This is a genomic window from Ensifer sp. 4252, from assembly GCF_050434565.1.
In the GTDB taxonomy this organism is placed as follows: domain Bacteria; phylum Pseudomonadota; class Alphaproteobacteria; order Rhizobiales; family Rhizobiaceae; genus Ensifer.
Genome location: NZ_JBNDIU010000019.1, coordinates 86,905 through 100,483, shown reverse-complemented (window position 1 = coordinate 100,483; position 13,579 = coordinate 86,905). Strand labels below are relative to the sequence as shown.

Below are 13,579 nucleotides of genomic sequence, written 5' to 3'. Positions count from 1 at the left end.
GGGTACCGTCCGAGTGGGTCTTGATCCGGAGAATGTATCGCCTGGACTCAAATCGATGGTCAGAGCGCCGCGTGGGCAAGCCTGCCTTGAGGAGGTATTGCCGGAACGGTTCCAGTTGCTCCGGACGCTCCAACAGCAGCCTCGCCTGATGAAGTTGTCGGTCGATTTCTGCGAGCGTCCGCCCCATTTCTGCCCAATGGAGCCGCAACGATCTTGGTTTCCATGTTTGGGAGATACACGCCATGCCGACCCGGCGACATTTCCTTATCAGCTTCATTGCCACGCCGATTGTGCTACCGAGACTCGGTCATGCAGCCGGCGCTCCTGCGGAGCTGCCGCTTACGGCTACTTGCAATGATGACGACGATCTGACGCCAGCGCAGACCGAAGGCCCGTATTTCACGCCGCAGAGCCCGGAAAAACATGACTTCGCGAGCGATGCACCAGGCGGTGAAAGGATGACGCTTGCTGGTTACGTGCTAACCAAGAATTGCCAGCCCGTGGCAAAGGCGCTGATCGAGTTATGGCATGCCAATGAGATCGGCGACTACGACAATAGCGGATACAAACTCCGCGGACATCAATTCACCGATGCCGAAGGTAAATGGTGGTTCGAGACGATCGTGCCAGGGATCTATCCTGGTCGCACGCGGCATTATCACGTGAAAGTCCAACGGCCCGGCGGTAACGTGCTGACGACGCAGCTGTATTTTGCCGGTGAGCCGGACAATGAACGTGACCGCATATTCAACGCAGCCTTGCTGCTCGATATTAGGGCGACGAGCGACGGAAAATTCGGCCGCTACGATTTCATAGTGGCGTAACCGGCGCCTTCCATCCGCTGTCATCGGAACCATCGACTTGATCTATCAAACGATGCTCGCGGAACTGGGCCAGCGGTCGCTTGATGCGGCGTGGACGGCGGACTTTCCACCTCAAGGCCGCTTCACGCCCGTCACAGTGAAGGCACGTCGCTACTGGTATTTCGACATTCCCGATGGACATGGCGGCAAGACACGTCGGTACGTTGGCCCCGCGGATGACCCCGAAATTTCAAAGCGCGTCGCAGACTTTCAAGCCCAGAAAGACGATCTCCGCGCTCGCCGTCGCCTGGTTACCACTCTCACCCGCGAAGGCGGCATGATTGCGCCCGACAAGATGTCAGGAGATATTGTCGCTGGCGGGAGGAGGCCTCTTCCGGCTGCGCGGCCTTTTGATCGGGCACGGTGGCGTTCCAACGTTACGCCGGGCTGCTCGGCGTGCGTCTAGTCCGTGATATAAGATGATGAATAATTCGGTATGCTTCATACGCTTTTCCATATCATCATTGCGCCTGCCTCCGCAACGACGCGATCCGGATATCACCGTTCTGGTCATACGTCTCGGCCCACGCCAGGTCGGACGACATTAGAGACGCGGCCGAACGAATGGCTCGAGAGGAACTCGGTCACGTTGAGACGCGAGCGGCGGCGTGCATTTCATCAGGAACGAGGCCAGGCGCTTGCGGTCGACAAAAGCGATTTGCCGATCCTCGAGCAGAGGTTGTCGGGCCCCCTCAAGTCGATGGCGGGACTATCAACGCTAGACGGCGGCGGCGGCCTGCAGGCTCTTTCAAATGAAGCCGACCTGAGGTCGGAATCGATGCGGGAACACCCGCTTTTGACCACCCCGCGCCCCGCGAAGGCGACACAAAAGGCAGTCGAAAGCGCGCTGCCGCTCTGTGAATTCCTGGCAAACTGCTACCTCGACATCGGAGATCGCGCGGCCAATGAGGAGGATGCTGATCGGGCCCGCGAGTTCGCCTCGCAGGTCATTCACTGTCTTCGGGCGCTTCGAGGTCGCCGACTGTCGACATGATCACTGACCCTCTTCCTCATCCGTATCAGCATCCGGCCACGGCGGAGACGATGCGGTTCATCTCCTTCGGGATGCCGAGCGGCGCCACGATGATCGTCGAGCCGATCGTGCCCCAGATATAGGTTACCGCATAGGCGATCGGGATCTGTTCGGCGAAGTCTTTGTCCAAGCGAAACCTGGTCCGTGGCAACGCCAATCGCGCCCGAGATCGCCTACGAGCCGGTGTACATCCCGGCGCGGTAGCCGAGCGGAAGCCCGGTGATCAGCGCGCAGGGATAGGCTCCACCTTCAATCTGCGGTGACAGCCCATTTGTCATCGGGATCAAAACGATCGATGAAAGGCATGATCTGTTCGGTGCTCGGCCCCAGGTCCCGCTCATAAACGATGCCCTGCTGGTTGACGACAAAGGTCTTGACGCCCGTCTCGGCATAACTGACCGGCCAGGCGATCAAGGCGAAACCGCCGATCATGTTCCCGTTTATGACATAGTCATAACGGCCGCCGGCGATGTTGTCGCCTTGCGATGTCAGGATTCGGAACCGGTAACCGAAATAGCCTTCGCCGGCCTTCGCCTTTTCCAGCGCCGCTTCGCTGATCGCGTCGCCGACCGGGCTTTCGCCATCGCCCTGATCGGAGGGCCAATAGAGTCCGTCCGTCTGGCCAGGTGTACTGATCAGCTTCTGTGCATATTCGAGCACGCCATCGGCGTCGCGATCCTGCGAGGCATATTCCTTCTGGGCATCGACATAGGCCTGTACCGTATCGATCGCCTCGAGCTCGTTCTCGCCGACGCGACGATTGACGATCTCCTCAAGCCCGACATAGGTGTCGAAAGCCCATTTGCCGTCCTCGCCCTTGGTGATCGGGAAGGGCAGCGGCCACAGCCGATCACCGATCTGAAGGATCTTGCGCCCTTCGAGATCGCGCACGACGACATTGCGGGCCGCGCCTTCGCGAATGAGCGCGAAGGTATCCGTCGCCCCTTCACCGGCCTTCAGCTTTTCCGCATTCAGCCCCAGAAGCTTCGCCAGACCATCGAAGTCGTTGGCGGCAAGCTTCGACTTGAAGTCGTCGACCGCCTTGGTGGGATCATCGAAGACCGGCGGATCGTCGTCGGCTGCATAGGCATCGAGGCCCGCAGCCATTTGATCTGTTGGCGCTTGTTCCGCCGGCATCTGTGTCTGCGAGAAGGTCGCGTTCAGTGGCACGGTGGCCAGCGAGAGAGCGATCGCCGTTCCGAGGAGAAACGGATGAAAGAGCTTTGCCATGGTCGTTCTCCTGTGATCCGTTCAACGTCCGCGTCCGCCGCCGCGACCACCGCCGCCACGATGCATCGGCGGTCTGCCCCCGCCGCGGCTCATCTGTGGACGCCCGCCGCCACGGTGGCCACCGCCCATGCTCTGACCGCCGCGGCGTGACGAGTTGATTTCACGCCTCCCGGGATTGACGTTGCCGAGGCCCGAGGGTTTGTTGGGTCGGTTCTGCGCCTTGGCGGCCATCTTCTTCTTGCCGCCCTGACGGTTGACCTGAGAGGGCTTTTTGCCGGCCGGCCGATTGATGCTCGGCTTTCCGTCTCCGGCCCGGGCCTTCGCGATCGCCTGCCCGCCACCGGCGCCACCTGGGCGGGCCGCCGGTCTCTGTTGCGCCTTCAAGCCGTCGAGCGTGCTCTTGCGGACATCCCTAATCTGGCCGGCACCGCCACCGCCCGGGCGCGCGTTCGGCCGATCGCGGTTGATCTCGGCGGCGCGGTTGCGCAGGTTGTTGTTGCCGTTCGCCTTGATGTTGTTCTTGATGCTGTTTCGGTCGAAATGCTGAAGTTGGTCGCGGTCGAAGTTGATCTTGCTGCGATCGACATTCTTCCAGTCGATGTCGTTCCACTTGAGCTTGCCGTTGATGTTGTTGAAGCAGTTGTTGCAGTCGATGTCGATGTCGCCGCCATTCCAGCGGCCGCCCCAGACGCCCCAATCGTCCCAGTCGACAATTGCAGCGAAGGCCGCACCGGTCACCGCGCCGGCGAAGAAGGCTGCTCCGGGATACCAATAGGCCGGATAGGGTTCGTCATAGTAGCCGATCGGCGCCGGTGCGTAGTCCGGCTCATACAGCATCTCCGGTGGATACTGTGGCACGTAGATCGTTTCGGGGTTTGCCGCCTGGATGACGACATTGTCACCCTCCTGCACCACCTTCACCTTGTCGTCGGTCTTGATGATGTTCTTGGCGACGGCCTCGTCGCGCAACTGCTGTATCGCGACCAGCACATCTTTCTGCTGATTGGCAATCGCGTCGCCGAAAGACTGCGTCCACTCGAGGTCTTCGCTCATCATCTTGACGATCTGGGGGTAGTTCAGCAGAGAGATGACGCTGCCATCCCAGTCGTCTTTCGGCTTCATGTCGGGCTTCTTTTCGCGGGCCTCGAGGAAGCGCTCCGCCTCGACGATCTGCAGCGGATAGAGTGCCGCGGCTGATATCAACGCCACCAACTCGTCCGGATAAAGCGCGATCCGCGCGACCAGCACTTCGAGCTCGTCGTCGCTGAGTGGTTCCGGCGCCGTCTGCTGCTCAGCGGCCGGCGCACTCGCCGTCTGCTGGGCCATGACGGCAGTAATGGGTGTTGAAACCAGTATCGTCACTGCGCTGCCGAGCGCGATGATCATTTTCCGGATCATAAGTCACCTCCGAGCAAAAAGGGGCACTAATCCCGTCTCAATATTGAAGTGCTCATCGCCCGCTGCGAGAGCCGCAAGGGGTGCACAGTCGCGATGCCTTCCTCAAACAAAGGTCATTACCAAGCAATCCGATCGTCGCACGGCTTCTCCCCGTGATTGTTCCCTTCGTATAATGAGGAAAGCGTCGGGTTAGGGAAGAACGTAACAGTTACATTGGGCTTCTTTGTGCGATCGTCGTTGTTTTTTGGAAGGTCGCTGGCGATTGGAAGCACGTTGTCCGCCCGAGGATCGCCCGACGATCATTGTAGTGTGTCTGTTTCCGTTCTGGCGTCTGGGATCGCATAATGTATCGACGGAAACGTCGCGGCCCGACGGTTCACCATTCGCGGCGATACTGATGGCCGCAAATGCACTGGTCCAGACGCGGATTGACGCCGACATTAAGGACCGCGCCACCGCCGTCCTACAGAACATGGGACTGACAGTCTCGGATGCTGTTCGAATCCTTCTGACCCGGACGGCGAACGAAGGCTCACTGCCGCTGGAAATGGTTAGTAGCAGTGACGCCCACGATGCCTGGTTCCGCGCCAAGGTGTTGCAGGCTCTCGACGACATGCGACCCGATTTCGAGGATGCTGATGTTGAGGCTCGCTTCCGCGAGCGCCGGGCGGCGGCTCTGCGTAAGGCAGGGGCCGGCGACCGATGAGGCTTGTCTGGGCGCAGTATGCGCTTCACGATCGAGAGGCTACTTTCAGCTACGTTGAAAGCGAAAATCCGGGGGCGGCGGTCCACGTCGACGAGGAGATTGCGCGAGCCGTTCGACGTCTCCTCGACTTTCCCGAAAGCGGTCGTCCCGTTCGAGTTGAGGGCACGCGTGAGCTGTAGTTCCGCGCACACCCTACGTCGCGGCTTACCTGGTGACAGCGGACCGGATTCGCATTCTGCGCATCCTGCATGGCGCCCAGATATGGCCTTTCGAGTTCGGCGACGAGTGATTCCGACCGCGAGCCACTTCTTTGGTTGCCGTCGGTTCGTTTCTTTTCAAGAGCTTAGGGATGCATAGTCGAACCCGGAGGCGCATCGGCCATCCATCGATCCTCTCATGTGGGTGGAAGTTCGCGACGTCGTCGTAGTTCGCTCGATCCGAAAGGTGCATGTCGGCTGCACTGCCCGTCATCAAACCTTCGCATGGGTTTCACGAAAGTGTCTCTCGCAATTGCTAGATCGGCAGCATTGCAATTGCTTTTGCAGAGGAGATCCAGATTGTCACGATTGCAGAGCACAGTCGCAGCCAGCATCATCGCCTTTGTGGCGAGTGTCGGCGTAGCCGAAGCCGCCACGACGGTGAAGTTTTGGCATAGTTTCAACAAGTCCAATGGCGAAGCTCTGGACAAGATCATCACGCAGTTCGAAGCGGCCAATCCGGACATCGATGTCGAAGCCGAGTTCATCGGCAATTACAACGACATCGTCGCCAAGCTGCAGGCTGCCATTCCGGCCCAGCGCGCACCGGACGCGGTCATACTCGAAGTCACCCGTTACGGCCTGTTTGCGAACAACAACATTCTGACCGATCTGACGCCTTATTTTGATGCCGATCCGCTGAAAGCCGATCTTTACGACTACGCCCGGGAAGTCGGCGTCATCAATGGCAAGAATTATGTCGTGCCGTTCAATTCCTCGACGCCCGTTCTTTATTTCAACAAGGACATCTTCGCCCGTGCAGGCCTATCGGCTGACACGCCGCTGAAGACTTTCGATGAGATCCTGGCGGCCGCAAGGACGATCAGCGACGAACTCGGTTCGGAGGGCATCTCGGGCATCGCTGCGCCCGGCCAGTTCGCCCGCTGGGGCCTGGTTATGGCAAACGACAGCGAACTGGTCGCTCCGAAGACCGGCGAAATCCTGCTCGACAAACCCAACACGATCGAAGCCTACCAGTGGATGGCCTCACTGGTTCATGAAAACAAGGTCGCGTCTGCCGATGGCGTGACGGAGGAAGACAACGGCCGTGACGCCTTCCTGGCCAAGAAGGTCGGCATCATGTTCAATTCGACCGGCAATTACGGCGAGGCCAAGAAGGCGATCGGCGACAACCTCGCCGTCCGGCCGATGCCCTGCAACAAAGCTTGCTCGGTTCCGATCGGCGGTGCCGGCATCGGCCTCATGGCGACCTCGCCGAAGGAGGTTCAGGACGCGGCCTACAAGTTCGTAAGCCACGCAGCTTCTCCGGAAGCGAACGCGATCTGGTTTGCCGCAACCGGTTACCTGCCGATCAACAAGAAGAGTGTTGCCCTTCCGGTTGCCGCCGAAGCTCTGGCAACACAGCCCGGCATCGACGTGGCAATCGAGTCGCTGCCGAACGCCCACGGCCGTGCACGCACGACCGTAGTCACGTGGATGCGCTCCACCGAATACAAGATGTGGCAGGCCATGGCGCTTGGTCAGCGAAGCGTCGATGAGACGATGAAGGACTTCGCGGAGCAGACCCGGGCCGAAGAAAAGCGCGTCAGCAACTGATCCTCTTGCAAGGGCACCGGTGGACGGGACTCGCTCCCGCTCTGCCGGTGCGTTTCATCGCCATGCTTCGCAAACTCACACCTTATCTGTTCGTGGCACCGCTGATGATCTCCATCGCGGTGTTCACCTACATTCCGATCATCGCGAGCCTCAATCTCAGCGTTCGTGACTGGAATTTCCTGTCCCCCGACATGCCTTTCGTCGGCCTGCGCAACTACCAACAGCTGCTATCTTCGCGCGAACTTTGGAATTCGCTTTGGGTGACGACCCTTTTTGCCGTGCTTTCCGTGCCGTTGCGACTTGGCTTTGCGCTCGTTATCGCCAGCTATCTGGTCAGGGAAACGCTGCATTTCCGTCTCCTGCGTGGTGCGCTCTTCCTCCCGGCGGTCACATCGACCGTCTCCATCGCCGTGGTGTTCTCCTGGGTGTTCTCCACCGACTACGGCATGGTCAACGCGATCCTCGACACGCTCGGCCTTGGCAAGGTGCCGTGGCTGCAGGATCCTCACCTGGCGCTTTGGGTGCTGATCTTTGTCAACACCTGGAAGCAACTGGGCTACGATGTTGTCATCTATATAGCCGGATTGCAGGCAATCCCGAGGGAGCTTTACGATGCCGCGGCCGTGGACGGCGGCCGTCGCCTGCATGTGTTTCGCCGCGTGACGCTGCCTCTGGTCATGCCGACCACCTATTTCCTCCTCGTGATCTCGGTGATCGAGGCTTTCCAGGTCTTCACCATCGTCAATGTGATGACGCGCGGCGGCCCGGCCGGCGCAACGGACATGCTGGTCAACCTGCTCTACGAAATCGGTTTCGTGCTGTTCGACATCGGACGAGGTTCGGCACTCGCCGTCATGTTGTTCGTCCTGCTGGTCGCACTCGCCATCCTCAAATCCCGCATCATCGGCAGGAAGGTTCATTATGAAGCCTGAAAATCCCGGCCTTGCTGGCCTTGCCCTCGTGGCGGGCTTGCTGTTCCTCTCGCCTGTGCTCTATTCCATCTGGATATCCTTCCAGACTGCCGACGCCTATTATGCGGGCGAGGTGGGGCTCACGCTTGATAATTACGGGCGTGCCGTCGGGCAGTACAATTTTGCCCGCTATCTGCTCAACAGCCTGATCGTGTCCGGTCTAGTGACGGTTCTCGGCATCACATTCGCCACAATGGCGGCCTTCGCCTTTGCCCGTTATTCCTTCCGGGGCGGCAACCTCCTCTTCGGTGCCACTGTTGCGACGCTGATGATCCCGAGCCACATCAGCCTGATCCCCAATTATCTGTCACTTGCGAAGGTCGGATTGCTGGATACATACGCGGGCCTCATCCTGCCGGCAATCTCCAACGGCTTTGCGGCCTTCTTCCTGCGCCAATATATCCGCGGCATTCCGAAGGCTCTGGACGAGGCCGCCTACATGGACGGCGCAAAGCCGCTGCAGGTGCTCTGGCGCATCATCGTCCCGCTCTCGCGGCCGGCGATCTGGTCCATGGCGCTCTATATCTTCATGACCGAGTGGAACAGTTACATCTGGCCGCTCGTGGCCGTCGGCGACCAGGATCTTTACACGCTTCAGGTCGGACTGGCTCGGCTTTACCGCATCAACCCCGGCGAGGGGCTGGTCGACTGGCCGCTTGTCATGGCCGCCTCCACGATCACCATTCTTCCGGTCCTCCTCGGCTTCCTTCTGGTGGAGCGCCACCTGGTGCGCGGCATCACCATGGGCGCCGTCAAGTAAAACAAGGATATCAAAAGGCATGACACGCATCGCATCACATCGCGGCGGTACGCTCGAATTCGGCGACAGTACGTTGCAAGGTTTCACCGCAACCTCGAAAATGGCGCTGGAAGAGGTGGAGTTCGACGTTCACCCGACTGCCGACGGCGCCATCGTCGTGCATCACGATCCGACGCTCGACGCCACGACGGATATGAGCGGGACCATCACCCAGATGACGCTGGCCGAGATCAGAAAAGCCACGATCTGCTACGGTGCCGGCAGCCATCCGCTGACGCTGGAGGAACTCTGCTTGCTCTATGCGGATAGCTGCGTCGGTTTTCGCTGCGAGATCAAACCCGGCGTCGATGGTCTTCCCTATGAAGATTTCGTACCGCGTGTCATTTCGGTGCTTCAGCATCACGCCATGCTGGAGCGCACCATCTTTTCCTCGTTTCTCGTTCGCTCCCTCGATGAACTCGCCGAAGCCACCGATCGCCCGCGCCTCTGGCTGGTCAGCCCTGCGGTCCTACGGCAACTCGGACCTGAGACCGTTGTCGAAGTGGCACAATCGCATGGCATTGCCGAGGTCGGTGTTCACGTGGACACGGCGGATGTCGCCCTGAAGGAGCTGTTTGTGACCGCCGGCATCGATTTCGGCTGCTGGGCGGCTCATACACGCGAGCAGATCCAGAAGGTGCTTAATCTCGATGTAAAGGTCTTTACGACAGACCGCCCTACGCTGGCGATCTCGACACGGGAAGCCCACCGCGTGAGGGTATCGGCATGAGCGGAATCTCCCTTCGCGACATCCGCAAAGCCTATCCCAGTGGGCCACGAATCCTCCATGGCGTTTCGCTGGATATAAGGCCGGGCGAATTCGTGGTGATCGTCGGCCCGTCCGGCTGCGGAAAGTCCACGCTGCTGCGTCTCATCGCCGGACTGGATCGCTGCGAGGACGGCAAGATCGAGATCGGCGGTCGCCTCGCCAACGATCTGGCTCCGCAGGATCGCGACATCGCCATGATCTTTCAGAACTATGCGCTCTATCCACATATGACGGTGCGGGAGAATATCGCGTTCGGCTTGGAGTTGCGCGGGATGCGCAGGGCGGAGCGCAATGAGCGGGCCGAAAGCGTGGCCAAGACTTTACAGCTCGAACCGTATCTAAATCGCAAGCCAGGCGCTTTGTCGGGTGGCCAGCGTCAACGTGTTGCCATGGGGCGGGCGATGGCCCGCAACGCCTCCATCTTCCTGATGGACGAACCGCTGTCAAACCTCGACAATGCGCTTCGCATCACCATGCGCACCGAAATCAAGGAACTGCACCGCCAGCTAGGCGCGACGATGGTCTATGTCACACATGACCAGACAGAGGCCCTGTCGCTGGCGGACCGGGTTGCCGTCATGAAAGATGGCCACCTCCTGCAATTCGACCGGCCGGATGTTATCTATGACAGCCCGCGCAACCGTTTCGTCGCGAGCTTCCTTGGCTCCCCGCCGATCAACTTCGTTGCCGCCGACGCGCTTCCCGGCTGGCAGGGGGCGCAAGGATTGTCCGCCGGGCTGAGGCCGGAAATCCTCACGATACATGGTGAAAGGCCGGAGGTGCCCGCGCTGACCGCACGCCTTGTTCTTTCCGAAATGACTGGATCGGACACGCTGCTTCATTGCGACACCCCTGCCGGCCGAATGACAGTGATAGCAGCACGCCGCGATTTGCCGAAGGACACGGAAACCTTCTGGATCTCCTATGATCTTGACCGGGCCCTGTTTTTCGATAGCCAAAGTGGAGACCGCGTCGATCTTGTCAATGCCGGTCAGGGCATCACCATGGGGAAAGGCTGACGAACCGATGGACAAGCAGGACGCGCCGCTCGCGCTCAGCGATCTGATCAGCCGCCATTCGACACGATTGACCGAAGCCGATACGCGCCTCCTTGATGTCCTGATCCAGGATCCGATCCGCGCCGCCATGGAAAACGGCAAAGATGTTTCTTCGAGGGCGGGCGTGCATCCGGCCTCCGCCGTCAGGCTTGCGCGGCGTCTGGGCTTCAAAGGCTATCCGGAGTTTCGCGGCTTTTTGCAATCCAGCCTGACGGAAGGCGGCAACGATTTCGAAAGTCCCGCCGCGCGCATGGCCGCCCGTCTCGTCCGTGCCGAAGACAATGGACTGCTGGCATCGGTGCTCGATAGTGAAATCGCGGCTCTGCAGCAGGCGCGAAACGCCGTTTCGGACGCCGATATTCGTGCCTTTTCGGAGTGCCTGCGACACAGCCGCAGGATCTTTGTCTTCGGACGCGGTCATTTTGCGGCGCTTTCGTCGCTGATCGCCCTGCGTCTCAACCGTTCAGGTTACGAAGCAATCGATCTCGCCAGCCAGATGCATCAACTGGTCGAGGTGCTGACGACGCTTTCTTCCGAGGACGTCGTCTGGCTTCTGGCCTTTCGCAGGGCGCCGCCGCTTCTCCAGGAAGTGCGCGATCTCGCAGCAAAGCGCGGTGCCAAGACATTGGCCGTAACAGATGTCGGGGGCACCCGCATCGATCCTGCGCCGAACCATCAGATCCTTGTATCGCGGGGTAGTCCGGGTGAATCGCAGTCGCTCGTCGTTCCCATGACGATCGCCAACGCGGTCATCTTGGACCTTGCGTCGATTGACGATGGTCGCTCAATTAAAGCCCTCAGCGAGTTTCGATCATTCAGGGCGGCGTCACGTCTGACTACGGGTTGATGCGAAGTAGCAGGAAACCCTTCAAAATTCGAGCCTGAGCAACAATGGTTCGCATCCCATCAAGGCGACTACAGCACGGCGACCGGAACTACCCACATCCACCGTATCGCGCAGAACATTGACGCGGACACTTCCGACAAGTCCATTGGATTGCGCCTGCAGTTCCTCCAGTTCCTCGTCGTTGGCACTTTCGGTGCTTGCGGATATTGCGGCAGCCCGCTTGGCAAACGTTTGGGTGAGAGGCTCGCCGCCCAGTCTATTGTAACGAACCCAGCAGCCGTCCCATTCTGTGCTCAAAAGATCGCAGAATGTATCGATCGGAACACGCGCGCGAATATAAGCGCTCTAGGCCGCCGATTGTGAAGCTAGTGCGAAGAATCATTACGGATGCTTCGTTGAATTGGCCGGCATCTTTGGGCAAGTTATCAGCAACTCGAACGGTGCGTCCCCACGCGAAGGACTGACTGTCTGTTGATGAAGGCGGGAACTCGACCCGTCTGGGTTGCACACTACGTTTGACCGACTAAAATCGGGTGGGCCTGTCGCCCGCGAAGCGAAAGTTCTTCCGACAATGATGAAATCCAGCCTTGATCACTTGCCCGAGCCGAAGCGGCAGCAGCTTGCCCGAGCGATTGAGATCCTGCGCGAGGAGTTCGCGGATGCCCTGGCGGGAGGCGATGCGGAATTCAAGAAGAAAGGCCGGATCCTCAAGGTGATCCTGTTTGGCTCCTACGCACGCGGCGATTGGGTGGATGAGGAGCACATCGGCAAGGGCTATCGCTCCGATTACGACCTGCTGGTTGTCGTCAATAATCGCAAGCTGACGGATTTCACCGCATACTGGAACAACGCTGCTGACCGGCTTCTGAACGACCGCATCCTGAAGGGGATGCAAGTATCATTCATTGTTCACTCGCGCCGCGAGGTGAACGAGGAGCTCAGGCGCGGAAAGGACTTCTTCTGCGACATTCGCCAGCAAGGCATTGTGCTTTACGAGGTCGATAGCGAGCCGCTGGTGGAACCGAGGCCGATTAGCCGTGAACAGCAGTTCAAGATCGCACGCGAACATTACGAAAGTCGACTTCCTCATGCCATAGGCTTCCTCAAGGTTGCACGGTTTTGCATATCCGAAGGCGATGCCGCCCTCGCTGCTTTCCAGCTCCATCAAGCGATCGAGCATGCCTACTCAACCGTGCTTCTTGTTCTAAAGAATTATGGTCCACCGACGCACAACCTACGGTCCCTGCGCGGGTTTTCCGAAGATCTGGACCGTCGGCTCGCAGACGCTTGGCCACAAGACCGGCAGCGCTACTCGGCCTGGTTCAATACAATCAATGAGGCCTATGTGAAGGCCCGGTATTCCAAGCATTACCAGATAAGCGAAGAGGCGCTTTCCTTCCTGATCGAGCGTACGCAGGTTCTTCATGCGCTGGTAAAAACGGTGTGCGAAAACCATCTGATCACGCTGGCTGGCGAAATCGCCGAGGAAAAGTCAAGGCGATGATCCGGTGTCGGCTTTTGGGGCTGGAAGCAGACGTGCAGCGTTTGACATGAAGGGGCGGCCGCAAGTGGGTGAAGCCGGCCGTGGGTGTTCCCTCGATGGAAGGGTTATGCCCCGGGTTCGTGGCAAACCACTTCGATGTTGTGCCCGTCCAGGCCCTCGAGCAACTGCGGCTGTCGCCAAAGGGGAGACAGTTTATCGCTTCGCCGTGGCGTCCGTTGCGGATGCTTGCGCATGAGTCGAAAGTACGGTCTCGATGGTCACGCCCGCCAGGTGCGTGTCCCATTGTGTCGGCGCGCCGAACTGGCCGCAATCCACGATCATGTCGCGTGTTTTTCTCGCGACAGCCACAGTTTCACGCGATCGGCGTCCGCTAGCCCGTGGTGATCAGGATCAGGAGAACGAAGACCGCCAGCACCATGGCGAGCGCGGGAATGATGATGGCGGGATAGCCGAAGGTAGTGATTGCCAGCAGCCAGATCAGCATACAGTTGATGAGAAACAGCACCTTGGCCGTGCCAGAGCCCCGCACCGCTTCCTTGAGCATCCAGCCGAACACCGGCACGTGATAGACCATTTTTGCAATCATT

General features: G+C 59.5%; 14 protein-coding genes and 2 pseudogenes. 12 read left to right on the top strand and 4 right to left on the bottom strand.

What is annotated here, in order from left to right; genetic code table 11:
* Positions 1–242: 242 nt before the first annotated feature.
* The 3 genes and pseudogenes from ABIE33_RS27165 (at position 243) to ABIE33_RS27155 (ending at position 1,857) form a co-directional block, all read left to right on the top strand.
* Positions 243–824 (top strand): intradiol ring-cleavage dioxygenase, encoded by a 582-nt coding sequence (locus ABIE33_RS27165; RefSeq protein ID WP_429130888.1) that lies wholly within the window; start codon positions 243–245, stop codon positions 822–824.
* Between the two features lie 22 nt (positions 825–846).
* Positions 847–1,268: pseudogene (locus ABIE33_RS27160) on the top strand (GSU2403 family nucleotidyltransferase fold protein); the annotation flags it as partial.
* A 253-nt stretch (positions 1,269–1,521) separates the two neighbouring features.
* On the top strand, positions 1,522–1,857 hold the full coding sequence (locus ABIE33_RS27155; protein WP_429130887.1) for a hypothetical protein: 336 nt from the start codon (positions 1,522–1,524) through the stop codon (positions 1,855–1,857).
* 25 nt (positions 1,858–1,882) lie between these two features.
* Here the strand turns inward: ABIE33_RS27155 and ABIE33_RS27150 are convergent, their stop codons facing one another.
* The 3 genes from ABIE33_RS27150 to ABIE33_RS27140 form a co-directional block, all read right to left on the bottom strand.
* Positions 1,883–2,026, bottom strand: coding sequence for a hypothetical protein (locus ABIE33_RS27150; protein WP_429130886.1), 144 nt, complete (start codon positions 2,024–2,026; stop codon positions 1,883–1,885).
* Positions 2,027–2,145: 119 nt separating this feature from the next.
* Entirely contained in the window at positions 2,146–3,126 is a 981-nt protein-coding gene (locus ABIE33_RS27145) for a DUF2950 domain-containing protein (RefSeq protein ID WP_429130885.1), read from the bottom strand.
* Positions 3,127–3,147: 21 nt separating this feature from the next.
* Positions 3,148–4,524, bottom strand: a complete 1,377-nt coding sequence (locus ABIE33_RS27140) for a DUF3300 domain-containing protein (RefSeq protein WP_429130884.1) — start codon at positions 4,522–4,524, stop codon at positions 3,148–3,150.
* 397 nt (positions 4,525–4,921) lie between these two features.
* Between ABIE33_RS27140 and ABIE33_RS27135 the strand changes: the two genes are divergently transcribed.
* The 9 genes and pseudogenes from ABIE33_RS27135 to ABIE33_RS27095 all read left to right on the top strand — a co-directional run bounded on the left by ABIE33_RS27135 (position 4,922) and on the right by ABIE33_RS27095 (position 12,992).
* The gene (locus ABIE33_RS27135; protein ID WP_429130883.1) at positions 4,922–5,230 is read left to right on the top strand and encodes a type II toxin-antitoxin system RelB/DinJ family antitoxin; all 309 of its coding nucleotides are present in this window, start codon (positions 4,922–4,924) and stop codon (positions 5,228–5,230) included.
* A pseudogene (locus ABIE33_RS27130) lies at positions 5,227–5,519 on the top strand (type II toxin-antitoxin system RelE/ParE family toxin). The gene ABIE33_RS27135 and the pseudogene ABIE33_RS27130 overlap by 4 nt, the downstream one beginning before the upstream one ends.
* A gap of 268 nt (positions 5,520–5,787) precedes the next feature.
* Entirely contained in the window at positions 5,788–7,044 is a 1,257-nt protein-coding gene (locus ABIE33_RS27125; protein ID WP_429130882.1) for an ABC transporter substrate-binding protein, read from the top strand.
* A 62-nt stretch (positions 7,045–7,106) separates the two neighbouring features.
* Positions 7,107–7,976: a carbohydrate ABC transporter permease gene (locus tag ABIE33_RS27120; RefSeq protein WP_429130881.1), complete on the top strand. Its 870-nt coding sequence runs from the start codon at positions 7,107–7,109 to the stop codon at positions 7,974–7,976.
* A complete protein-coding gene (locus ABIE33_RS27115; RefSeq protein WP_429130880.1) occupies positions 7,966–8,775 on the top strand; it encodes a carbohydrate ABC transporter permease in 810 nt (269 codons plus the stop codon). Before ABIE33_RS27120 ends, ABIE33_RS27115 begins: the two co-directional genes overlap by 11 nt.
* A 19-nt stretch (positions 8,776–8,794) precedes the next feature.
* Positions 8,795–9,544, top strand: coding sequence for a glycerophosphodiester phosphodiesterase family protein (locus ABIE33_RS27110; protein ID WP_429130879.1), 750 nt, complete (start codon positions 8,795–8,797; stop codon positions 9,542–9,544).
* Positions 9,541–10,602, top strand: coding sequence for an ABC transporter ATP-binding protein (locus ABIE33_RS27105; RefSeq protein ID WP_429130878.1), 1,062 nt, complete (start codon positions 9,541–9,543; stop codon positions 10,600–10,602). Before ABIE33_RS27110 ends, ABIE33_RS27105 begins: the two co-directional genes overlap by 4 nt.
* Positions 10,603–10,609: 7 nt before the next feature.
* On the top strand, positions 10,610–11,488 hold the full coding sequence (locus ABIE33_RS27100) for a MurR/RpiR family transcriptional regulator (protein WP_429130877.1): 879 nt from the start codon (positions 10,610–10,612) through the stop codon (positions 11,486–11,488).
* 571 nt (positions 11,489–12,059) lie between these two features.
* Positions 12,060–12,992 (top strand): nucleotidyltransferase and HEPN domain-containing protein, encoded by a 933-nt coding sequence (locus tag ABIE33_RS27095; RefSeq protein ID WP_429130876.1) that lies wholly within the window; start codon positions 12,060–12,062, stop codon positions 12,990–12,992.
* Between the two features lie 370 nt (positions 12,993–13,362).
* Here ABIE33_RS27095 and ABIE33_RS27090 read toward each other — a convergent pair whose 3' ends face one another.
* Complete coding sequence (locus ABIE33_RS27090; protein WP_429130875.1) at positions 13,363–13,578, bottom strand: hypothetical protein; 216 nt, start codon at positions 13,576–13,578, stop codon at positions 13,363–13,365.
* Position 13,579 lies beyond the last annotated feature (1 nt).

Coding starts and splice junctions, on each gene's coding strand:
- ABIE33_RS27165 (WP_429130888.1), top strand. CDS start 243: ATGCCGACCCGGCGACATTTCCTTATCAGCTTCATTGCCACGCCGATT.
- ABIE33_RS27145 (WP_429130885.1), bottom strand. CDS start 3,126: ATGGCAAAGCTCTTTCATCCGTTTCTCCTCGGAACGGCGATCGCTCTC.
- ABIE33_RS27140 (WP_429130884.1), bottom strand. CDS start 4,524: ATGATCCGGAAAATGATCATCGCGCTCGGCAGCGCAGTGACGATACTG.
- ABIE33_RS27135 (WP_429130883.1), top strand. CDS start 4,922: ATGGCCGCAAATGCACTGGTCCAGACGCGGATTGACGCCGACATTAAG.
- ABIE33_RS27120 (WP_429130881.1), top strand. CDS start 7,107: ATGCTTCGCAAACTCACACCTTATCTGTTCGTGGCACCGCTGATGATC.
- ABIE33_RS27115 (WP_429130880.1), top strand. CDS start 7,966: ATGAAGCCTGAAAATCCCGGCCTTGCTGGCCTTGCCCTCGTGGCGGGC.
- ABIE33_RS27110 (WP_429130879.1), top strand. CDS start 8,795: ATGACACGCATCGCATCACATCGCGGCGGTACGCTCGAATTCGGCGAC.
- ABIE33_RS27105 (WP_429130878.1), top strand. CDS start 9,541: ATGAGCGGAATCTCCCTTCGCGACATCCGCAAAGCCTATCCCAGTGGG.
- ABIE33_RS27100 (WP_429130877.1), top strand. CDS start 10,610: ATGGACAAGCAGGACGCGCCGCTCGCGCTCAGCGATCTGATCAGCCGC.
- ABIE33_RS27095 (WP_429130876.1), top strand. CDS start 12,060: ATGATGAAATCCAGCCTTGATCACTTGCCCGAGCCGAAGCGGCAGCAG.
- ABIE33_RS27090 (WP_429130875.1), bottom strand. CDS start 13,578: ATGATTGCAAAAATGGTCTATCACGTGCCGGTGTTCGGCTGGATGCTC.